This is a genomic window from Arenibacter sp. 6A1, assembly GCF_012272855.1.
In the GTDB taxonomy this organism is placed as follows: Bacteria; Bacteroidota; Bacteroidia; order Flavobacteriales; family Flavobacteriaceae; genus Arenibacter.
This window is the reverse complement of sequence record NZ_JAAXCQ010000023.1, coordinates 26,318-47,328: the sequence shown is the minus strand read 5'-3', so window position 1 is coordinate 47,328 and position 21,011 is coordinate 26,318. Positions and strand designations below refer to the sequence as shown.

Annotated in this window: 20 protein-coding genes; 15 read left to right on the top strand and 5 right to left on the bottom strand. The window is 43.5% G+C overall.

Annotated features, from left to right (window positions below):
• Positions 1 to 3: 3 nt before the first annotated feature.
• The 9 genes from HCG49_RS16775 to HCG49_RS16735 are packed head-to-tail and all read left to right on the top strand — an operon-like array spanning position 4 to position 9,961.
• The gene (locus HCG49_RS16775; protein ID WP_168470668.1) at positions 4 to 291 is read left to right on the top strand and encodes a hypothetical protein; all 288 of its coding nucleotides are present in this window, start codon (positions 4 to 6) and stop codon (positions 289 to 291) included.
• Entirely contained in the window at positions 288 to 2,729 is a 2,442-nt protein-coding gene (locus HCG49_RS16770; protein WP_168470667.1) for a hypothetical protein, read from the top strand. Before HCG49_RS16775 ends, HCG49_RS16770 begins: the two co-directional genes overlap by 4 nt.
• Entirely contained in the window at positions 2,707 to 3,309 is a 603-nt protein-coding gene (locus tag HCG49_RS16765; protein ID WP_168470666.1) for a hypothetical protein, read from the top strand. Before HCG49_RS16770 ends, HCG49_RS16765 begins: the two co-directional genes overlap by 23 nt.
• Positions 3,309 to 4,130 (top strand): hypothetical protein, encoded by an 822-nt coding sequence (locus HCG49_RS16760; RefSeq protein WP_168470665.1) that lies wholly within the window; start codon positions 3,309 to 3,311, stop codon positions 4,128 to 4,130. The genes HCG49_RS16765 and HCG49_RS16760 overlap by 1 nt, the downstream gene beginning before the upstream one ends.
• Before the next feature lies 1 nt (position 4,131).
• A complete protein-coding gene (locus HCG49_RS16755; protein WP_168470664.1) occupies positions 4,132 to 4,755 on the top strand; it encodes a hypothetical protein in 624 nt (207 codons plus the stop codon).
• Positions 4,736 to 5,680, top strand: coding sequence for a conjugative transposon protein TraM (traM, locus tag HCG49_RS16750; protein WP_168470663.1), 945 nt, complete (start codon positions 4,736 to 4,738; stop codon positions 5,678 to 5,680). Before HCG49_RS16755 ends, traM begins: the two co-directional genes overlap by 20 nt.
• A gap of 2 nt (positions 5,681 to 5,682) precedes the next feature.
• Positions 5,683 to 6,654 carry a DUF4138 domain-containing protein gene (locus HCG49_RS16745; RefSeq protein ID WP_168470662.1) on the top strand — a complete coding sequence of 324 codons (972 nt, stop codon included), beginning with the start codon at positions 5,683 to 5,685 and terminating at the stop codon, positions 6,652 to 6,654.
• A gap of 27 nt (positions 6,655 to 6,681) precedes the next feature.
• Positions 6,682 to 7,206 (top strand): conjugal transfer protein TraO, encoded by a 525-nt coding sequence (locus HCG49_RS16740; RefSeq protein ID WP_205764430.1) that lies wholly within the window; start codon positions 6,682 to 6,684, stop codon positions 7,204 to 7,206.
• 46 nt (positions 7,207 to 7,252) lie between these two features.
• Positions 7,253 to 9,961 carry a hypothetical protein gene (locus HCG49_RS16735; RefSeq protein ID WP_168470660.1) on the top strand — a complete coding sequence of 903 codons (2,709 nt, stop codon included), beginning with the start codon at positions 7,253 to 7,255 and terminating at the stop codon, positions 9,959 to 9,961.
• A gap of 13 nt (positions 9,962 to 9,974) precedes the next feature.
• Here the strand turns inward: HCG49_RS16735 and HCG49_RS16730 are convergent, their stop codons facing one another.
• Positions 9,975 to 10,442, bottom strand: a complete 468-nt coding sequence (locus HCG49_RS16730; protein WP_168470659.1) for a hypothetical protein — start codon at positions 10,440 to 10,442, stop codon at positions 9,975 to 9,977.
• 154 nt (positions 10,443 to 10,596) lie between these two features.
• On the opposite strand from HCG49_RS16730, the gene HCG49_RS16725 reads away from it, so the two are divergent.
• Positions 10,597 to 11,202: a M23 family metallopeptidase gene (locus tag HCG49_RS16725; RefSeq protein WP_168470658.1), complete on the top strand. Its 606-nt coding sequence runs from the start codon at positions 10,597 to 10,599 to the stop codon at positions 11,200 to 11,202.
• A 520-nt stretch (positions 11,203 to 11,722) separates the two neighbouring features.
• The gene (locus tag HCG49_RS16720) at positions 11,723 to 11,866 is read left to right on the top strand and encodes a hypothetical protein (protein ID WP_168470657.1); all 144 of its coding nucleotides are present in this window, start codon (positions 11,723 to 11,725) and stop codon (positions 11,864 to 11,866) included.
• Between the two features lie 242 nt (positions 11,867 to 12,108).
• On the opposite strand, the gene HCG49_RS18465 is transcribed toward HCG49_RS16720, so the two are convergent.
• The 4 genes from HCG49_RS18465 to HCG49_RS16700 form a co-directional block, all read right to left on the bottom strand.
• The gene (locus HCG49_RS18465) at positions 12,109 to 12,876 is read right to left on the bottom strand and encodes an SEC-C metal-binding domain-containing protein (protein WP_205764429.1); all 768 of its coding nucleotides are present in this window, start codon (positions 12,874 to 12,876) and stop codon (positions 12,109 to 12,111) included.
• Between the two features lie 310 nt (positions 12,877 to 13,186).
• Complete coding sequence (locus HCG49_RS16710; RefSeq protein ID WP_072766063.1) at positions 13,187 to 13,678, bottom strand: hypothetical protein; 492 nt, start codon at positions 13,676 to 13,678, stop codon at positions 13,187 to 13,189.
• A 1-nt stretch (position 13,679) separates the two neighbouring features.
• Complete coding sequence (locus tag HCG49_RS16705) at positions 13,680 to 14,852, bottom strand: ImmA/IrrE family metallo-endopeptidase (protein ID WP_084668562.1); 1,173 nt, start codon at positions 14,850 to 14,852, stop codon at positions 13,680 to 13,682.
• 305 nt (positions 14,853 to 15,157) lie between these two features.
• A complete protein-coding gene (locus HCG49_RS16700; protein ID WP_168470656.1) occupies positions 15,158 to 15,913 on the bottom strand; it encodes a hypothetical protein in 756 nt (251 codons plus the stop codon).
• 631 nt (positions 15,914 to 16,544) lie between these two features.
• On the opposite strand from HCG49_RS16700, the gene HCG49_RS18775 reads away from it, so the two are divergent.
• The 4 genes from HCG49_RS18775 (at position 16,545) to HCG49_RS18460 (ending at position 20,731) form a co-directional block, all read left to right on the top strand.
• Positions 16,545 to 17,558 carry a helix-turn-helix transcriptional regulator gene (locus tag HCG49_RS18775; protein WP_168470655.1) on the top strand — a complete coding sequence of 338 codons (1,014 nt, stop codon included), beginning with the start codon at positions 16,545 to 16,547 and terminating at the stop codon, positions 17,556 to 17,558.
• 64 nt (positions 17,559 to 17,622) lie between these two features.
• Entirely contained in the window at positions 17,623 to 17,997 is a 375-nt protein-coding gene (locus HCG49_RS16690) for a hypothetical protein (RefSeq protein ID WP_168470654.1), read from the top strand.
• Positions 17,998 to 18,002: 5 nt separating this feature from the next.
• Positions 18,003 to 19,526 (top strand): class I SAM-dependent DNA methyltransferase, encoded by a 1,524-nt coding sequence (locus HCG49_RS16685; RefSeq protein ID WP_168470653.1) that lies wholly within the window; start codon positions 18,003 to 18,005, stop codon positions 19,524 to 19,526.
• Positions 19,526 to 20,731 carry a restriction endonuclease subunit S gene (locus HCG49_RS18460; protein ID WP_205764428.1) on the top strand — a complete coding sequence of 402 codons (1,206 nt, stop codon included), beginning with the start codon at positions 19,526 to 19,528 and terminating at the stop codon, positions 20,729 to 20,731. The genes HCG49_RS16685 and HCG49_RS18460 overlap by 1 nt, the downstream gene beginning before the upstream one ends.
• Positions 20,732 to 21,011 lie beyond the last annotated feature (280 nt).

Below are 21,011 nucleotides of genomic sequence, written 5' to 3'. Positions count from 1 at the left end.
CTTATGATGGAGTACAAGGTGCTAAAGGGAACAAAAAGAACACTTTACCTCAAAGGGCTGAAGTCGCATTACTTCTATGTTTTTTGCTTTACCGCGGGCATAGGGGCCATGCTGATAGCCTTTACGGGGCTGAACAACGGGATCGTGCTGCACCTCTGTTATGCAGGGGGCTATATTGTGGTTCTCTACCTTGTTTTTTTCTACTTGAGCCTTGAAAAGCCCTATGAGGGGGTCAAGAAGACCTATTCGGTCATACAGAACATAGACCTTTTAAAAATCCTTAAAAAATGATCGTCAACGCCCAACAAGCCTATTCCATCGACACCATTGTCGGGAACACCCTTATTTCCACCGATGGGAACATTTCCAAGGTATACGTGATGGAGATGCCGGAGAAGTACAGTCTTTCCGAGACGGATTTCGACCGTCAGCACGACAGGCTTTTTAAGGCCCTGCGTTCCATGCCGGTGGATTGTTGGGTACACAAACAGGACATAGGGCTGGTCAAGTATTACGACGCTACCTATATGCCCGAGAACAACCTGTTGCAAAGGGCCTATAAAGAACATATCCACCGCCGCAAATACCTGCAGCACCAGGTGCTGCTGATATTCACTCTTTCGGGACTGAAAATGCTGCGCCCCGGGGCGGTCAAAAATCCCCTTGGCTATAGGGAATCCTACCAGGAGACCGACCGTCATAAAATACAGGCCTTTGAGGAAAGCATCCGTTCCTGTACCAATATCATCGGGCAGTCCCGCATCGGGATCGTTCCCATCGACGAGGGGGAGCTAAAGCTGTACGTCAAGGAGTACTGCAACGGGTTTACCCAAGAGAATACCGATATCGATTTTGGTCCCTCCGAAGGAAATATGGATATCTTGGGCAACCGATATGAAATCCTGACCGTCCCCCGACAGGAGTACCTGCCGGAGCGGATCACCAATATCATCGAGGATTTTTCCGATCAGGAATATGTGTTCTTCAAAGGGTTCCTGGACGATCTCGGGGAAACCTTTTGTTACAACCACATCTACAACCAGATCCTTTTCTTCAAGGGGCACAACCTGATAAAAGGGGATATAGAGGCCTCTTATCTTACCCATGCCCAGAACAAGGGCTGGAGCCCCACCATAGAAGAGGAGGCCGGGGATATCGCGGCCAGTCTAAAAAGCATCAGCGGCCAAAGCGCCAATGTACTGGTACAGGCGAATTTTAACCTGATCCTATGGTCCGACAGGGAACACGAGCTCGAGGCGGCCCTGGAACGTGCCAAGACCATATTCCAGACCAATGGGATGGAATATTACCGGGCTTCCAAAATAACCATCCAGAACCTTTTCCTTTCCTCCATCGTGGGGCGCAATACGTTGATCAATCCCAAATTCCTTTTTGACCAGCCCCTAAAACAGGCCCTTTGCCTATTTACCAATACCTCCAACTACAGCTCCGACGATACCGGGATCCTCTATAACGACCGCTTGTACGGGGTCCCCGTAAAAAGGGACCTTTGGGACCTGGACAAAAAACGTATCAAGGCCCGTAATTCTATAAAGATAGCCCCAACGGGGGCGGGGAAGAGCTTTTCCATGCTCTGGGAAATTTTTCAGGAACTGATGGCCGGCATCGTGGTATGTCTGATAGAAATTGGCAGTTCCGCGGATGTCTTTGCCAAGCTTTTCAAGGATATATCGGTACAGATAAAATTTGATTTTGGCCGTCCCCTGGGCGTCAATCCCTTTAAAATGGAGGCAGGGGAGGAGATCGACAACCATAAGATCATGTTGCTCTCCGCCCTTTGTTTTAAGTTTTGGCAACAGCAGGCCTATAAGGAAGATACGGATACCGACAAGGCCATGAAAAAACTGCTCCGCCATTACTATCGCTGTGTGGTGCGGGAGCATAGCTTTCCCTCCTTTTACAATTTTGTAAAATCCCGCCAGGAAAGCATCCTGATGGATTTGGAGATCGAGGCCAGGTTTTTTGACCTGGGCAGTTTTTTGCATATCTGCGATGATTTTCTTCCCGGGGGAATGTACGAGAACGTCTGCGCGGAGACCGATAGCCCTTTGGAGGAAAAGATCGCGAACAAACAGTTCATACACTTTGAATTGAGCAAGATCAAGACCGACCCTTTTCTGGTCTCCATCATGATCCACTTGATCAATTATGTCATCGATAACCGGATCCTAAAGGACAGGAGCAAGCGGGCCAAGATCAAATACGACGAGTTTGCCGAGACCCAAGAGCTGAGGACGGCCCTTTCCGACGATCACGTGCTGGCCTCGGTCGCTTTTTTGTACCAAAAGATCCGAAAGGAAAACGGAGGCGTGGATATCGTTATCCAGTCCCCCAGTCAATTGCCCGACAACGAATACACCAAAAATATTATCGCCAACCATCAGATCCTGCACGTGCTGGAGGGCAGCAACCTGGTGTACCGTGAAACCAAAAAATTGCTGCAGCTGGGGGACCACGACGAGTACCTGATGAAGTCCATAGAAAACAATTTCAAGGGGGACCTGCCATATTCCGAAGAATACCTCCGGATTGGCAACAAGTACAGGAACATAATGCGGCTGCAGGTACCCAGAGAGGTGTACTACGCCTTTCAGACCGAAGGGGCGGATTGGGACTGGATGCAAAAGGACTATTTGCAGACCGGAGACATGGAACAAACGATTATGAACATAATAGCTAGAAAACATGAAAAAGTTACTACTACTTAAACTGTTGAGCCTTTCCGCGCTCGGGCTTGCCCAGATCCCTGTGACGGATGCCGTGGCCAATGCCAACCTGATCGAGCTGAACGCCCAGATGGCCCTGGGCAATACGACCCTGGGGGAGATCCTGGCGATACAGACCACCGCCAAGGCAGAGGCCGTGGAAACCACGGGCAATACCTATAACACCCTAAGGGAGGCCGAGAAAATGCGGGAAATGCTTGAAAAAGTAAGTTCCGCCGTCAGCAATGCCAAGCTTGTCGATGAGATCTGGAACACCTCCAAAAGCCTGATTGAATTGACCTTTAACATCCAAAGGACCGTGGACCGTTCCAGTTTAAAACCTGAAACAAAAAGAAGCTTTATTAATTCTGCAACCGATATGCTTAATAAGGCGGAACCTTTGTTAGAACTGACCAATAAAATTTTAACCCCCGGGATACTCAAGGCCAATGATTTAGAAAGACTATCCTTTTTAATGAAGATTAAACAAGATTTGGATCAACAACTGGAAGATATGCAGGTATATAGTTATCATACAATTACAATTAATGGGCTTTCCCTAAAGGAAATCAGTGATCGGTAATGGAAATAGAATCGATCTGGAACATATTGGAAGGGTTCACTCCCGAGGATGTCTATCAAGGATACGTCATCACCTCCGACCGTTTCAAGGTGGTGGGGATAGGCACTTCTTTGGGGATTATCGTCAGCCTTTTTTTGTTGTTCAAGCGTTCCGGGGAGATCATATTGTCGGCCCTTGGCTTTGAAAGCGGGCAATTCAGTTCCAGGCCCAACTATAAAAAGATATTGGAGATTTTTAGGCCTACCTTCTATATCCTTTTTGTGATCGTGGCCTATCCTTTGGTCTTGGAGCAGATCGAGGCCTTGCTGGCCAATTTGCAGACCGCTTTGGGCGGGGAGCTTAGTCCGGAAAGCAATTTGAAAAACTTATGGCGTGCAGAAGCGGAAGATTATCAGGAAAAGATGAAAACGACGTTTGCATGGGAAATTGGAAAGAAAGCGGTTATCGTAGTAAATTACTTTTTGATCATGCTCATCAAACCGTTTTTCATCCTATTGGAGCAGGACACTTTTTCCCTTTTTATGATGCTTCGCTACCTGTACCTAATAATTTTAGAGCTCTTCGGAGGTGTGGCCCTGGCACTGTACCTGGACAAGGAGACCCGTAGCCACACCTTTACCTGGTTCAAGCATATGCTCTTCAATTATTCCATGGTAGGGGTGTTCGGGATCGCCAATTTCTTTTCCGATACCACCATAGATATTTTCGTGGGCAACAATTCCGTTTACGCCTATAACCTCGTGGTAATGACCTTTGGACTGGTGGTCAAGCTCTTTCTTTTCAAGCAATCCTTTAACCTGTTGAAATCAAATATCTTCTAAGATGAAATCAGAAAGCGAAATACTGTACAATCAATTCTCTAGAGCCAAGCAGCAGCAGAAATACATCTGGATATCTTCCATGGTATTTGTGATGGGGGCCTTTATCGCCGTCTTGGTCTTTTTGTTTTTCTGGTCGAAAAACGTGGTGGTCATCAAGGAAAACGGACAGGTCGTTTCTGCCGTGGTACAGTCCCGTGAAGCTACTTTCAGCGCCATGGCCAAGCATCACCTGGACCAGGCCTTTCATTTTGCGAATTCCTTTGACCGTTTCACCTATAAAAAAAACCAGGCCAAGACTTTGTTCTTAATGGACTCCAAAAGTGCCAATAGGCTGTGGAGCGTTTATGAAAGGGAGGGAGTATTTGCCGATGTGCTGAGCAAGGGGACCCTCTATGAAGCAAGGATATTGCCCGAAAGCATACAGGTCGTTGGGGATCAGGAGCCTTATAGGGTCCAATTTCAAGGAATCATTAAGGTCGATGACGGAGGTTTTATCACCACCTACCTGGCCATGGGCAAGGGAAAGCTTATTTATTACACCCCGAGCTACCCTGAAAATAGCACGGGTTTTTTTGTTACGGACTACGTCCAAAAAGTAAAGCTGTATGACAAAGAACAAGATTAAAATCATTCTATTGGCGGGTATAGGGACCATTGCCGTGGTCTTCTTGCTGCTATCCAGGGAAAGGGAGGTCCCAAAAGGGGATTTTATAAGCGAACCCCCCATTTCATTGAAAGAGGAGGACTTTTCTTTTGATGAAGTCACCAATGCCTATGAAAAAGCGAAGGAGCACGGGCAATTGCCCTCCGATACGGAAAGCAGCGTGTACAGCGAGGAGGACGATCCCAAGATAAAGGAGCTACAGCGCCAGATAGAACTGTTGGAGCAACAGCGGGAGCAGCTAAGAACGCAAAACAACCCTCAAAGCGCACCCGTGACAGCAACGGCTGCCCCCGTACAGACCGAAATGGAGCAAAAGATGGCCTATAGGAGGCAGTTGTTAAAGGCCCGTGAGGAGCGCTTGGCCAGGAGCCAGGACTATTCCGCCCCACAGGAGGATCCCCCTTCCGACCGGACCAAGGAAAGGGAGGTACTGGTCTTTAGGGCGGCGGTCTACAAGGACCAGTTCATATTGCCCGGGGACCGGGTAAACCTTATCCTTACCCAGCCCTTGGTGTACAAGGGAAATTTGTTCGAAAAAAACACCTTTCTCTATGCCACGGCCAATTTACAGGGCTCCCGTATACTGCTGCACATCAGCAACATCAATCAGGTACCGGTCAATTTGATCGCCAAGGACCTTCAAGACGGGGAAATCGGGCTCTATAGCAAACGGGCGGGAGAGCTGTGGCGGGAATATACGGCCACGGCCCAGAGCGGTGCCGTACGGGAAGGGGGCGACGAACTTTCCAAAGAATTCGATATTCCCTTGGCGGGCGCCGCCATCCGCGCCTTTGGGACATTTTTTCAAAAACAGAAATATCGCGCACAGGACAAAATACTATTGATCAACGACCATGAACTTATTCTGGTAAATACCCGACCATAAATATGAAACAGCTAGGACACCTTTTTATCATGTTATTAGGAAGCGTATTTGGTATGGCCCAAAACGATACCATAGAGGTTTCCAAACGCTTTAAGGCCATATTGGTCTTTCCCGACAAGGTTGCGGAAAGCATTGTGGGGAACGACCTGAACTTCAATATGGTCCTTCCCGATTCCGAGGGCAGCCAGTATAGGGGACGCATCCTAAAGCTCTATTACAACGAGATGGCCAAGGAGACCAATGACATTACCAATTATACCGTGATAACTGACGATGGGCTTTCCTATGATTTCGTTTTAAAGCTGGTCCCGCTACCAAGCCGGCATACCTGGTATATCGACCGGAACATGGCCGATCATAATATCAAGCCCCGCCAGCCCATCGCCGAGCCACTGGACTACATGCCATCGGGGGACAGCCTAAAACTCGTAGCGGCCCCTTCCCATTATTACAGTACTGGAACGACCACGGCCGGACCTTCCGAAAAAACAGGGGACAGTACGGCAACAGTGGCCAATTCGGAACTATATGCCAGGGACCGGGAGGAATATTACCGTCTAAAATGTCTTTACAGCCAGTTCAACAGATCCGTCATCCCCAGGTATTTCGCCCGTCATGACGGGCTTATCCTCTGGCTAAAGGGCGTCTATTACAATGAAAACGAGATCTATCTGCAGCTGAAGATCGAAAACAGGGAAAACGTGGACCTGGATATAAACTTCATCAAATACGGTATTGGCACCACCTTTAAAAAAAGCAGCAGCAACCAATTGACGGCCTATAGGCCCCTGTACACCTTTAAGCAGCCCAAGAGGGTCGAAGGCAAGGAAGAAAACCATTTTGTAGTCGTTTTTAACAAATTCTATCTGGACGAAAATAAAGCCCTCGTGGTAGAGCTGGACGAGGAGCTTGGCAACCGGAACATCAGCCTGTACATCGATCACCATATCATCAATAACCCAATACGATTCTAAGCTATGAGAACCTTGATACTATGCACCATGGTCTGGATACTGACAACGACCGCCTGCCAGGCCCAGGGATATGGCAACTACGCCTCCTCCATAGGGCTCAGTACCGGTTATGCCGAAGACGGCATCGGTATAATGGCCAATTACAATTACCACCTGAACAGGTACAGTTACGCACAGCTCGGAGTTTTTGGCGCCATTGCCGAGGACAAGGGAACTTACGATATCCCCTATACCATATTTACCGTCCAGCCCGGGTATTTCAGAAAAATATGGGAAGAGCGGAACTTTAAAAGATACAGCCTCCATTTGGGAGGGGGCGGGCTCCTCGGGTACGAGGTCATCAACAACGGCAACAACGATCTGGAGAACGGTGCCCTGATCAATGGGAAGAGCCAATTTATCTACGGACTTTTTTTGGGCCTTGAAGCGGAGATCCGTCTGGGAAGCAGTTTTTCATTGCTGCTCAAGGGCAATGAATTTTATCATTTCAACAGTGATGTGGGGAATTTTTACCCCTATATAGGGCTCGGTCTCCGGTATTTTTTATTCTAGGGCCGCCCATCAACAGTAATGCAACAATGCTTAATAATGCACTATTATGGAAAAACGAAACGACCACAGCATTTTTGTTCCCCTACTTTTATTTTTGGCCCTTTGGGGCTGCAGCAAGGATTTTGACCCTATAGTCCAAGATGCCTTTGATTTTCAGTTTATAGAGGACCATCAAGAAAACATCTATGTATTCGAGGCCTCCCCAACAGGCTTTGCCCTGGATCCGGAAAAACGGATCGCGGGCGTGGAGTATTTCTTCCAGTACGATATCCTAGAAGGAAGCGGGTATTTCCGGGATCAAAAAGGGGATACCGTACCCGAGGGAAAGCCGCTAAAGCTCCAGGACCTGCAGTGGGATTTTGCCTATATGGCCACCCAAGTGGGTAGCCACAGGGTACAGGCAAGGGGATGGGATTCCAACGATCGGGAAAAGGCCTTGGAACTCAATTATAAGGCCGTACATACCCCTTTTGCCTTTTTATTGGCCAAGGGCTCCAATGATTTTATCATCAATGCACGAAACGGAATCAATGCCACCCTATTACGCGATAAGGGGGCTACCGTTTCCGAGATCCCTCAGGACTTTCAGCTGAAATATCAGGTGGCCAACGGATCCGGCACCCTCTATCTGGGGGACGAGGCCTTTGGCCCTGGAGAGTCTTTTATCCTGGGGGCAGGGGTATCGGCACTCACCTATATGCCCACCACCCTGGGGGAGCATAAAATCACCATAACGGCTAAGGCCGGGGACGGGGCAGAAATTGAGCAGGAACTTTTGGTCCGGGTGCAGCACCTGAACTTTACGGTGGATGTAACCGCCGAGGGCACCGTGGTAAAACGCCAGACCCTGCTGCCGATCAATATCAACCTCCATAGCCAGGATCCGAACTCGGAAGTGCGTTATGAAATGACCCATTCCTATGGCAGTGAAAGCCAGGGAAGCGGTACCATGTTGGACCATTTGGGCAATATAATCGCTGCAGGGGAATATATTTCCATGGTACCGGGTACCTATAAGTACCAATTTGAAAGTGGGGAAGTAGGGAGCAAAAAAATATATTTTGATACCAGGGACAGCAACGGGCAGGCCCAAAGGGATTCGGTGATCGTCAATATAGAGAACAATGATTTCACTTTGGCCAGTATAGCCTCTCGGCCCACCGAGTTTGTCAATACCCCTGTGGGGCTGGTCCTGAATCTGGAAGAGCTCCCCGAAGGAGCGGGGGACAGCTATGAGGCCTTTTATTCCTCCAACAAGAACAGCAATATAACCATTGGCGGTATAGCCTATGGCCCCGGGGAAAAATTCATGCTAGTTCCCGGTACCAACGCCCTTAGTTATCTGGGGATGGAGCCCGGCAACCACCAGATGGTCTTCAGCGTTTCCTCCAGTTCGAAAATTACCCATACCAGTGAGGCATCCATCACCTTCAACCAGGTCGATTTTACCTTTACCGGGGGAAGTGGAAAAACCGATATTTCGGTAGGGGAGAACAGCACTTTGAACTTCAATATTTCCGAAAGCACGGGGAATTCCGATTATACCATGCGCTATAGCATCAATGGCAATGCGGCTATCAGCGACCATAACGGGAACCGGGTAAGCGCCGGGACCCTATACGATATACCCAAGGGCAATTTTTCATGGGATTTTTTAGGAACGGACCAGGGCAATGTGAGCATGACCTTTTATGTAAAAAACGGGACGGAGCTGGAAAAGCAGTACAGCCTATCCATCAACGTAGCCCCCAAAAACTACACCTTTACGGTAGCGGCGGAAAAAAGCCAAGCCTATACCGGGGAGTCCGTCGCCGTATATTTCAATATTTCCGAAATAGGCCTTGGCGGGGATACCTATACCCTTTATTATTCCTCAGGAAACCAAAACGGATCCTTTGAGTACGGGGGCAGCGATTATCCCCCTGGGCAGGGTTTTTCCGTACCGGTCGGGGCTTTCGTCGGGCAGTATACGGGCCATAGCGAGGGAGGGCACAACATCATCTTTACGGCCAAGTCCTCTTCGGGAGTCGAGAAAACCGCCATGGTATCCATCGATTATGAAAAATACGAGGAGTATTTCGACCTGACCGTCAGCCAGTCGGCAGAGGACAAATACAAGGACGAGTCCTTTTCCCTTTCTTTGGTCACCAATGCCGTCAACGGCGCCCATGACCCTTCGGTAGGCTATACGGCCCGTTTTAATTTTTCAGGAGTCAATGCGGGACATATCGTGTATCAGGGCACCATCTATCAAGAAGGGGAAGTGATCCCCTTGGATTACGGCTTTGCGTCCATGCAGTTCTACCCTTCCATCGAAGAAGATTTTACCATAGACTTTCAGGTAGAAAATTCAACGGGAATTTCCCAAATGGAAACCGAGGCCGTCACCATGTTCAGAAAACCGATAGTCTTTGTCAAGGGAGAAAAGCACAATATTAACTGTGGAGGCCTCAATGGCTGCGATTATGAAATAAGGATCTACACCTGTTATACCGGAGCCTGTTCTGAAGCTTTTAACGGAGCTAGTCTAAGCCAGGTCGAGATAAGGATCTACAACAGAAAGACCAGTATGTGGGAGACCAAGATATTTAACTATAGCGAGGCCAAAGGGGAAGGGGTAGACCTATATTTTGCATTGGAAAAAGAAGGCAAGGAAAGGGACTTGAAATATCAGGATCAAAACTTTGAGGTACGGGTCAAGGATACCAATGGACAATGGAGTGCAAAAAAAACAGGAAGAGTCATAAGGGTATAGGGCTGATCTTGCCCTAGCTCCTTTTATAGGTGGTGGTAACGGTCACAAGTTCGTCGTTGATGGTTTCCTGTATTTCAGTGACCAAATTACTTTTGTCAAGGGACATTATTTTTTGGTCTTTGCCATTTTGAAAACGGATGATAGTGTTGTTCTCTTCTAAGGAATAAATATCGTCCAAGACATTTATATAGGGATCATTATCATCGCAGGCCAGCCCGTTCTCATTGATGGAGAACATGCCCCCTTCGGTAAAAAAGGTCAGGTTGTCCTTTAGGCATTGGCGCATTTCCTGGGTATTGTAAAGATCGACACTATAATTCCCGTCCCCGTTCATATCGACGGCGCGGTCCGTGGTAACACTTTCATATTCCCATTGGCCCATAATGGCCGAGGCGCGATCCTCGGTTTTAATGGAGGAATCCTTATTGCAGGAGTAAAACAGGGCAATCGTCAGAAGCAGGTAGAAAGAGTGTAATTTCATGATATTAAGTGTTTTAGTGTACTAAATATACATAAAATTCTTATTAAATATACTATATAAGTTATATATATTGAATATATATTATAAGTTCAATATTGATGAACATCAAAGGATGCTTGAAATAAGGAACCGGTTAAGTTAAATATAGAATATTATGAAGGGGATATTGGTGGTGTTTTTTTTACTAGTGTTTGGGGTTTCCCATGGCCAGAACAGCTCAGAAAAGGAGCTCAAAAATATGGTCCATATTTTTTTGCACAAGGCCCAATCTTCCAAGGATGTGGAAACTTTGGTGGCACTGTTGGGGAAAAATTTCAACAACTTTACCAGGGAATTCAGTTATATCCCCACTATAAACCCTTTAAACCCGCAGCGTTTAAAGGGTTTTTCAAGTCGGTTCGGAAGAAGGTTCCATCCATTGGACGGCAAGACAAAGCCCCACATAGGGATCGATATATCGGCCAGGGCCGGCACTCCCGTTCATGCAGCCGCTTCCGGCACCATAGAGCGCACGGACACCTCCGATAAAGGCTATGGCAACCAGGTAGTAATAACCCATGATTTCGGGTTCAGGACCCGCTATGCCCATATGTTCCTTTTTATCGTCAAGCAAGGGCAGACTGTCAAGAAGGGGGAGATCATAGGCTTTGTGGGGAGTAGTGGTAAGAGCACCGGAAACCACATCCATTATGAGCTGTGGAAGAACGGGCAGCGCATCGACCCTTATCCCTTTTGTCTACTGGATTTAAAAACAAACTGAAAGAATTTTTCAGAAGTATAGCTTGGATATCCATGTTCTTGCGGAAGGTTTGCTATGCAGTACTTCGTACGGCTTCGCTCACCACCCTCAGAACCGCCCACAAGAGCAAAACGTTCCTCCATTTCCTGCTATGGGATAGTTTCCCAGATAAGGACCAGTAAGGGGGAAGGGGATGTATCCAAGCGTTCCGGAAGTTATGCCCTTGTCTTTCCCTAACTCGCTTTTTAAAGATGTTTCTATCAGGACTAGCAAAATTATGGAGGGGCATTTTAAAAATAGAAAGGAAGGAACCCTTTTATTTAAAGGAGCAAAAAAATAATCATCGGTATTCGCTCCACGCATCTATCAAACAACTTGTTTTCCGAAGTTAGGCCCGTAAAATATTCCCATCAAAATAGTATTTCTAAAATCGGGACCCCCTAAAGGTTTCCCCCAATTTTAAAAATCTCCAATTTGAGCTGAAATTTTAGCTAGCACCGGTGTTTTGAAAAACAATTGTTTAATTTAAAATACTGTTATTATGGAACATCAAGATCAATTCAACGTTCAAAAATTTTCAAAAATGAAAACTTTAAAGGACGGCAGGGAATGGCCAGTATGGTTTTATCAGGATATCGAAAATTCTCCTGAATGTCAATATCCATCAATCGAGGATTATTTATAAGGGGTAACGCCCCCTTTTTTTTGTGGAAGTTTTGTATCATGGTTTTTGAGAAGTTTCAAAAACACACGCCACAACCCTAGCTAGGCCTAAAGAATGATGAAGGAGCGAAAACAATAACGAATGGGGCTATAATTGTTTTTGTTTTTCTGACCTTTCTCACAAGGGCTAAGGGACTAGTTTAGACTTTGAGGTCGGCCTGTAATTTGCCTTTGGTAATTTATGATAGGCGTAGGGATAGTGTCTTATTTACCATGACAGTGTTTATATTTTTTACTACTACCACAAGGACATTTTTCATTTCTTCCAATCTTTTTGTTTTTAGGTAGTGGTGATGGCTTGTTTCCCACAATTAACTCTGATCCACCAAGCCATATGTCGACTTTCGCAGTCTGCTTTTTCTCATAATCAATTAGAAGAGTTTTTAGAACTTCGTGGCCAATTTGCCGAATTGCGGCTTTTTCTGGATTTGGTATTGGACTGGAGGTTTCTCCATCAAATATACTAGTTTCGAGAGAGTTATTTTTTGATAAGTCGTAATAAATTTCATCAAGTGCTTCATCAACATGGGCACCACCATCTTGATTTGTTGAAGTTTTAATTAGAGAACTACGCGATATCTCATTTCCAAATTTATCTCGGAAGACTATCTCTTCCCACCAATTTTTAAATGGGAGCCAATTGACACTAAAAGCCACCATCTCGTCTAATTTAGGATAATATATAGTGTCCTTACCTTTCATTCCAATCATTGTTAATCCAGAGTAGGTACTCAATGATTCACTGGCTAACGGAAGGTTTGTACTATAAAATGAGTCGGATTTTCGGCCCAATTGTCCCAATAAAGATTTAGAGTGTCTGGTGTCATGGAATAATACTCTGATGATTGTTGCTATTCGTTTGGCTTCTGCAAACTTGCCATCATCAAATAAATCACAAGAAGTATTGAGGAATTCTATTTGTTCCTTAAGATGATCTTCTAGATCTTCATACTTCAATTCTACTTTACTCATATTTGAGTTTTTTTAATTCTGGCTAAGGCTTAATTTTAGTATAATTTTCTTACGTAAAATTTAACTCGTTAGCTTAAGAAATTAATAGAGTTTTTTTTATGTGGGGAATTAAGCACAACGTCTCGGCAAGTAGGGTGGTAAGGAAACATTTTCGTTTTCGTCTGGTCTGCGAGTCAAAGTTTTTTGTTTTGTAATTATTTTTTCTTTTTTAATTGACAAATCCAAAAGATTTGGCGACTTGGCGAACACGCCCAATCCATTAATTATAGTACTTTATGCCCTATTTTCTATAGGTATTGTACGTAGTTTTTTAATCTTGATGTTCGTAGCCAAGTTCTTCGTTTTTATCCCAAAAAGCCATAAATAAATCGGAAGCAGAACCTTTTTTGGATATCCAATCTGCAACAATCTGGATTGCAAATTCTAAATCTTCGATGTAAGCCATTCTTCCATCACTTCCCCTAATACCTTTTTCGTCTTTTTTGGCGCCTCTATTAATTAATATGTTTTTTTCATCATATACTATTCTTCTTACTTGCTCGTTTTCTTTACCTTTTGGTAAATTGTCCTTAAGAAGTTTTGTCAATCCGTGATAGTAAAGCTGAAATTTCTCAACTGGGTCATCAATAGTTTTCCCGAGTAATTTTAAAGCTTCATTTTCTACTGTTAATTCTGAATCTATATTAATTGAAAGCTGTTCGCCTTTCACTTCTTCCGATTTTTGAATGATTTCTAATCTTTCAATATCAGCTTTCGATAGTTCTCTTTTTTTCTTTTCTATATTTTTGTTGTCTTCTTTCATATTATACTGTTAAAAGTTCTCTTATATTTTCTGCTGCAATTCTCAAAGATTCAGCATCCCAATTTGAAACATGTAGATTTTTAGTAGCCAAATTGATGTCTGGAAAATGTTCTTTAAAATAGCCCCAATAGTTGTTTCCTAATTCTGATTGCCTCCATTGATACTGAGAATAAATAATACAAGGATGTATTTGACATTCTTTTGCAAATCGTTTTACAATTAAAGGATTGTCAATCAATTTCTCGATATATCTCATTTTTTCAGAGGATAATAGATACTCTGATGCAAATTCATTCGCTTTGTCCTCTTGTAATAGAAATAAATCGGGTTCTCCAGATAAATGGAATTTTGTGTTTTCAATAGTTTCTAAATCGAATAGAACGTGATTTAATTCATGAATAAGAGCGAACCAAATAGTAGCATAATTTTTATTGAAATCTGTAATTACAATACAAGGCTTATTATTGATAAAAAAAGTTGCACCTCGGATTTGTGTTTTAGGTAAAGAAGGTTGAAACACAACTGTAATTCCTATATTAAATAAAGCTTGAAAAACTGTCAATAATCCTTTTTCGACATTTTGAGTGTAAGGTTTTATTTTTGGAATTATATCGATTAAATCTTTTCTTGAATATTCATTTGGATTATCAATCAACTCAAAGTACTTGTATGAAGATTTAATCCAAAAGTCTTTCATTTTATCACTATATGACCTTTTTGTTCTACTGTATAAAGCATCATTCAAATCCTTTTCGTAGTCATATATTGAATCGAGTTCGAAAAAATTACATATACGTGTAGACAATTCTTCTACAGAATCATCAATATTAATAAAGCCTAGACTTGCTAATGTTTTTAAATCAAAATTCTTGTTAATATAGGTTATGTCCATTGAGTTTTGTAAATCTCTTATTTCTTCACTTGGTCTATCTTTGAAATGAAGAACTATTAAATCTTCTAGACTCAATTCTAAAAACTCTCCAAGTTTCAAAAGGTTTAATATATCGGTTTGCTTTGATGATTTTTTTAATATACCATCTAGACTTTTTCTTTGAATTCCTGAAAGTCTTTCAAAATGAGTTTTACTTAAACCTGTTGATTTAAGTTTATCCTTGAGAAGTTTCTCAAAGTCTTTATTAGTTTTAAAACTTCTATCTAATAAATTACTAATCATGCTTTAGAGGTAAATTTACCTCAAATATAATAAAAATTACGGTATATAATATTTAATAAAGGTAAATTTACCTCGATTTATGTTTTTTGTATTACGTGCAACGATTATGTGTATGATTTGGCAAGGTTTGACCAGTTTTGTGCCCTTGGCGTGCTTACAATGGGATGATGCGTGGGGTAAGCACTCTTGGCGGCCAGCAAAACTGGTTTGCTCGATTAGCCTCAGGCTTCCTTGACCATTAATTCCAGTAATATTTTTCTTTTTACTAGGTAGCCTTGCTTAATTATACACGCTGTTGGCTGTAGTTATTTTTTTAAATAAGAATCTCTAAATTTTTCATCTTTTGGATTTTCATCTTTTGTTAATTCAATGAAGTATTTTTCTAAAACTGTATTTTCTTTCAATGTTTCATTCAGAGATATAGTACTTTTCATAATTATCAATAAATTAAAAAATCGAATAAAAGATTTAACCAATAAAACATCTTCCTCTGGATTAAGGTCATCAAGAGATATTTTTTCGTTAATATTTAAATTAGGATAATATTTTATTAATTCTCTTTTTGGGAAAAATCGATTGTGCTTTATTGAATTAGAAATTAAGCGTAGTCTATCTCTATCCTCAAATAATTTCTTCTTGTTTTTTGTATCAATACCAATTTTATAAAGTTCTTTAATATTAGTCTTATTTATTCTGTTATAATGTTCTAATATTTCAGTTTCGTAATTTTCAATTTTATGATAAAGCCCAACATAGAACAATAAAGTTATTTCATCGGGTAACTGGTGTTTCGGGTTTTTAAATTTTTTTATTAATTTTTTTTCATTCTCGCTATAATCCTCATTTAATTTTGATTTGTAGAAGTTTATAGTTGAAGGAAAAATTTGGTCCATATATAGTTCTTTATATAAGTCTAATTCTGAAATTATTAATTTCGTTCTAACCTTAAACAGTAGTATATTTGTAAATGATTTAAATACTGATTCCCCATTTTCTTTCCCAAGTTTTTCAATTAACTTTTTCTCAATATTTATATAATCAGAAAAAAAATCTACTAGCATATATTTTATTTAGATTCAATTTTATCGGTCAGTTTTAATTACAGCCAACTCATTATACCCGTGTAACATACACTGTTTATCGGCTTATTACTTTGGATAACAGCAATAATAAGGTACGGTTATCTATTTATAAACGGCAGTACCAATATTATAATTTAGGTAGGGGAATAACAAATAAAACATTAAGAAAATACAACAAATATGTTGTGCTTAAGGAGGAAGCCCCACACTCTTCATATTCTTGCTGGAGGTTCGCTCCCAGCACTTCGTACGGCTTCGCTCACCACCCTCAGAACCGCGCACAAGAGCAGAACTTTCCTTCATATCCTGCTATGGGGTAGTTATCCTGGGTAAGGAGCAGTAACGGGGGAGTAGGCTATATCCCAGTGTTCCGGAAGTTATGCACTTGTCTTGCCAAGAGCAAAACCTAACCCTTACAAATTCAATAGAAGTGTAGTTTAATAACTTTTTGCTTTTTTGACCTTTCTCACCGAACCATGCTAGGCACACAGCCCCTTCTTCCAAGAAGGCGATTCTCACATAAAAAGCAGGACAAACAACAAAAAAAACCTATTTTAGGAGGTTAAAAAACACAGGGGCAACGGCCCTCAATCCCTAAAAACGACCACCAGTGGCCAAGAACAAACACCAACATATCCGCTACAACACCCTGGACAAGTGCTTTTCCAATTCCTATATCGCCTATTCCTTCGACGACCTGCTCCATGAGGTCAACAATGCCATCGCCGAGTTCGACCCCACCTCCGGGGGCATCAACCAACGGCAATTGCGCAAGGACATCGCTTGGTTTAAGCACCCCGACGGCTACAATGCCCCGTTAAAGGCCCATAGGGGCCCCAAAGGATACTACTACCGTTATAAAGATAAGGCCTTTTCCATAGACAAAAGCCCGTTGAGCGAAACCGAAATGGCACAGCTCAACAACGCCCTATCCATCTTAAAACGGTTTGAGGGCAGCCCGGAATTTGATTGGATCAACGAAACCACCACCATTCTGAACGATAAACTGGGACTTCGCGATCCCGACCAAAAAGTAGTAGTCCTGGAGGCCAATGTAGATTATACCGGATATGAGCATATGGCGCCCATTTTCAATGCCATCATCCACAAAAAAGTACTGCGGATAAGCTACGGCCCCTTTGGGGGGGACAAGCCCATCAACACCTTCAATTTCCACCCCTACCTCCTAAAACAGTACAATAACCGTTGGTTTGCCTTTGGGAGGAACGAAGCCGCCGACCACATGCAGTGGAACGTCCCCTTGGACCGTATAACCGCCCTGGAGACCCTAAAAGAAGTGGCCTATGCCAAGGACACCACCGATTGGAACGCCTTTTTCAAGGATTTTGTAGGGGTCACCAAGGAAGAAGGACCCGTAGAAAAGATAAAGCTTCGCTTTAAGGAGCACCGCCTACAGTACTTCACTACCAAGCCCATACACACCGAATGGGACGAGGTAGAAGAAGATGGCACTACCTATATCACCTTGGACGTGCTCATCAATAAAGAACTCATCCAGCAGCTGCTTTCCTATGGGCGGGACGTGGCCGTTATAGAGCCCGAATCCTTAAAAAAACAAATGAAAATACACGCCGATGCGATGGCCGACTACTACAAAAAATAGGAGTGCACCTAGAGTGCACTCCTCGCTTTTACTTTTATCCCGTAATTATAAAACGGATAAAAAAATGCAACTAACGCCCATTGCGGACCAGGTGGATTTTACCCCTGGGGAAGTACTTGAATTTTTAGAAGATGCCATCCCTCTGCCGATGGACAAAAACGATACCCTGGCCCTAATAAAGATCAGCGGCCTTAGTTTTTTTGATCTGTATAGGCTAGCTTTGGCGGTGAATGAACAGCTGTCCTTTTTAAAGGCCAATATCCCCAAGGACACCCTCACCATAGACGTTGCCCTGATTTTTATGGGGACCGTATTAATGCTGGACGAGGCAGCCTGGGAATTCAATGAAAACGATCGGGCCATCGCCAAAGCACTAAAGACAAAATTGGGCATGGCAGAAGCCATAGACATACACAACAACGATTTAGAAAAAGAATAATTTATATGATCACCGGAGAATTAAAATCGCAAATAGACCAGATCTGGAACACCTTTTGGACAGGCGGTATCAGCAATACCATTACCATTGTAGAACAGCTCACCTACCTTATCTTCATCAAGGATCTGGACGAGACCGAGACCCGCAACGAGCGCAAGGCCCAACGCGGTTTTGTCCACACCCCCATTTTTGGGGACGACCAGCAGGATTTTAGGTGGAAAAACCTAAAGGAAATGGACGTCAATGCCCGCCACAATATTTTTAGCAATACCGTAGACGGTATTTTCCCGTTCATACGCTCCCTGGGGAGCGAAAAAAGCTTGTTCAGCACCTATATGAAAGGGGCCACCTTTGGGATTTCCAAACCGGCGGTATTGGACCAGGTGATGGAAAAACTGGAGCGCATCGACATGAGCAACCAGGATACCAAGGGAGATATCTACGAGTATTTGCTTTCCAAACTGGAAGGCGGGGGCACCGCGGGACAGTTCAGGACCCCTCGCCATATCATCAAGTTGATGGTAGAGCTGATGAAGCCCGGCCTGGAAGATACCATCTGCGACCCTTCTGTGGGGACGGCCGGTTTTTTGGTCGCCGCCAAGGAATATATCGACAAACACAATGGGGTGACCGAGCTGGACAGGCACAGCGCCCATATTAATAAGACCATGTTCAACGGGACCGAGTTCGATGCTACTATGCTGCGCATCGCCTCTATGAACCTGTACCTGCACGGGGTAGAAGAACCCAATATCATGGATGTAGATGCCGTGAGCAAGGACAATACCGTTTCGGATGCTTATTCCTTGGTACTGGCCAATCCCCCCTTTAAGGGCACTATTGACAAGGATAGTATTGCCCCCGGACTAAAGAACGTCACCGATACCTCCAAAACCGAGCTGTTGTTTTTGGCCCTGATGCTGCGCCAGCTAAAGACCGGCGGCCGTGCCGCCGTCATTGTTCCCGACGGGGTGTTGTTCGGAAGCGGCAAGGCCCATAAGAGCATCCGCCAGGAGATCGTGGCCAATAATAAACTGGAAGCGGTGATCTCTATGCCCTCGGGGGTGTTCAAGCCCTATGCCGGGGTGAGCACCGCTATTATCATTTTTACCAAAACCGGTTCTGGAGGTACGGACAAGGTGTGGTTCTACGATATGCTGGCCGATGGAAAGAGTTTGGATGACAAGCGTAACCTCTTGGTGGACCAAGAACTCTTTGATGCCTTTAGTTTTGGCGATGGCGCCGAGGCCCTTTCCGAAGCGGAGCAGAAAGCGCTGCACGATAATTTTAATTTACCCGATATTATAAAACGCTACCCTAACCGTGCCCAGGACCAACGTGCCCGTACCGAACAGAGCTTTTTGGTGCCCTTTCAGGAGATCCAAGAGAACGACTGGGATTTATCGATCAACCGTTATAAGGAAATCGTATACGAGGAAGTGGAATACGATGCGCCAGGGGTGATTTTGGAAAGGATTAAGAAATTGGATGAGGAGAGAAATTTATTAATGTTAAATATTTTAGATTAATGATTACGAAACAATTATCTGAAATATTAAAAGGGAATTTGTTCACTGATGGAGATTGGATAGAGTCTAAGGATCAAGACCCTAAAGGGGAAATAAGATTAATTCAACTTGCTGATATTGGTGATGGATATTTTATTGATAAATCCTCACGATTCATTAATCGGGAAACTGCTAAAAAATTGAAATGCACATTCATCAATAAAGGTGATATTCTTGTAGCTAGGATGCCTGACCCCTTAGGTCGTTGTTGCATATTTCCATTTGAAGGCGATGAAAAGTTTGTAACCGCGGTTGATGTTTGTATTCTAAGGCCATCAGAAGAAAAAAATGCCACTTATTTGGCTTACATGATTAATAGTCCCTTCAATAGAAGTGAAATAGAAAGGCAGAGTACAGGTACGACACGAAAAAGAATAACACGAAAAAGATTAGGGAATCTTAATATCCCCCTCCCTCCCCTTGCCATCCAACAAAGGATAGCGGGGATCTTGGATGCTGCTGCGGCCCTGCGCGATAAAACCGCCCAACTCCTGACCGAATACGACGTCCTGGCACAGTCCATCTTCTTGGAGATGTTTGGGGATCCGGTGACCAATCCGAAAGGGTGGAGCGTGTTTAAATTAAAAAATGTCACATCGAAAATTGGCAGCGGCGCCACTCCTAGAGGGGGTAAGGAAGCTTATAAAGAAGAGGGCATCTCATTAATTAGAAGTTTAAATATTCATGACAATTTCTTCAAGATGAAAAATTTAGCTTTCATTGATGATAAACAGGCAGATAAATTAAAGAATGTTACCATTGATGAAAATGATGTTTTAATAAATATTACTGGTGCATCAGTAGCCAGATGTGCTATTGTTCCGGCAGAGATTTTACCAGCCAGAGTCAATCAGCATGTTTCAATTTTAAGAACTAAGAGAGAAAAATTAAATCCAATATTCCTTACTCATTTACTAATATCTCCCAATTGTAAAGTTAAATTATTGGGTGTAGGCACTAGCAACGGGGCAACAAGAGAAGCTATAACCAAAGAGCAATTGGAAAATTTTGAAATACCAGCACCACCCATAAATCTCCAAAACCAATTCGCTGAAAAGATAGCCTTGATAGAGCAGCAAAAGGCACTGGCCAAACAGGAGTTGAAAGAAAGCGAGGATTTGTTTAATTGTTTGTTGCAAAAGGCCTTTAAGGGGGAGTTACAATAAACAATTCACAATAACCAATTAACAATGTTACACGTCCCTGATGTGCGTTGACAGGTTTTAGAAATTCAGTTCATTCAGTGGCGCCCTTCTTCCTCCTTTTACCAAGGACAAGAAGGGCGTTTGTATACGCCATGGGGCAGCTACCTTCTCCTACTACCTAGGAAGGTTCTTGGGCCGCTTTTCCTATCGGGAAGGGCGCAGGACTACAGTATACGGCCTTAATAGTAGGAAATAATCTACTTGAACGTTTAAAATTACTGTATATTTAACCATTCATTTA

Excerpts from the sequence above, each read along its gene's own strand:
- HCG49_RS16690 (WP_168470654.1), top strand. The coding sequence starts at position 17,623 with ATGCAACTAACGCCCATTGCGGACCAGGTGGATTTTACCCCTGGGGAA.
- HCG49_RS16770 (WP_168470667.1), top strand. The coding sequence starts at position 288 with ATGATCGTCAACGCCCAACAAGCCTATTCCATCGACACCATTGTCGGG.
- HCG49_RS16755 (WP_168470664.1), top strand. The coding sequence starts at position 4,132 with ATGAAATCAGAAAGCGAAATACTGTACAATCAATTCTCTAGAGCCAAG.
- HCG49_RS16710 (WP_072766063.1), bottom strand. The coding sequence starts at position 13,678 with ATGAAAGAAGACAACAAAAATATAGAAAAGAAAAAAAGAGAACTATCG.
- HCG49_RS16685 (WP_168470653.1), top strand. The coding sequence starts at position 18,003 with ATGATCACCGGAGAATTAAAATCGCAAATAGACCAGATCTGGAACACC.
- HCG49_RS16765 (WP_168470666.1), top strand. The coding sequence starts at position 2,707 with ATGAAAAAGTTACTACTACTTAAACTGTTGAGCCTTTCCGCGCTCGGG.
- HCG49_RS16700 (WP_168470656.1), bottom strand. The coding sequence starts at position 15,913 with ATGCTAGTAGATTTTTTTTCTGATTATATAAATATTGAGAAAAAGTTA.
- HCG49_RS16735 (WP_168470660.1), top strand. The coding sequence starts at position 7,253 with ATGGAAAAACGAAACGACCACAGCATTTTTGTTCCCCTACTTTTATTT.
- HCG49_RS16730 (WP_168470659.1), bottom strand. The coding sequence starts at position 10,442 with ATGAAATTACACTCTTTCTACCTGCTTCTGACGATTGCCCTGTTTTAC.
- HCG49_RS16740 (WP_205764430.1), top strand. The coding sequence starts at position 6,682 with ATGGTCTGGATACTGACAACGACCGCCTGCCAGGCCCAGGGATATGGC.
- HCG49_RS16760 (WP_168470665.1), top strand. The coding sequence starts at position 3,309 with ATGGAAATAGAATCGATCTGGAACATATTGGAAGGGTTCACTCCCGAG.
- HCG49_RS16775 (WP_168470668.1), top strand. The coding sequence starts at position 4 with ATGATGGAGTACAAGGTGCTAAAGGGAACAAAAAGAACACTTTACCTC.
- HCG49_RS18465 (WP_205764429.1), bottom strand. The coding sequence starts at position 12,876 with ATGAGTAAAGTAGAATTGAAGTATGAAGATCTAGAAGATCATCTTAAG.
- HCG49_RS16745 (WP_168470662.1), top strand. The coding sequence starts at position 5,683 with ATGAAACAGCTAGGACACCTTTTTATCATGTTATTAGGAAGCGTATTT.
- HCG49_RS16725 (WP_168470658.1), top strand. The coding sequence starts at position 10,597 with ATGAAGGGGATATTGGTGGTGTTTTTTTTACTAGTGTTTGGGGTTTCC.
- HCG49_RS16705 (WP_084668562.1), bottom strand. The coding sequence starts at position 14,852 with ATGATTAGTAATTTATTAGATAGAAGTTTTAAAACTAATAAAGACTTT.
- traM (WP_168470663.1), top strand. The coding sequence starts at position 4,736 with ATGACAAAGAACAAGATTAAAATCATTCTATTGGCGGGTATAGGGACC.
- HCG49_RS16720 (WP_168470657.1), top strand. The coding sequence starts at position 11,723 with ATGGAACATCAAGATCAATTCAACGTTCAAAAATTTTCAAAAATGAAA.
- HCG49_RS18460 (WP_205764428.1), top strand. The coding sequence starts at position 19,526 with ATGATTACGAAACAATTATCTGAAATATTAAAAGGGAATTTGTTCACT.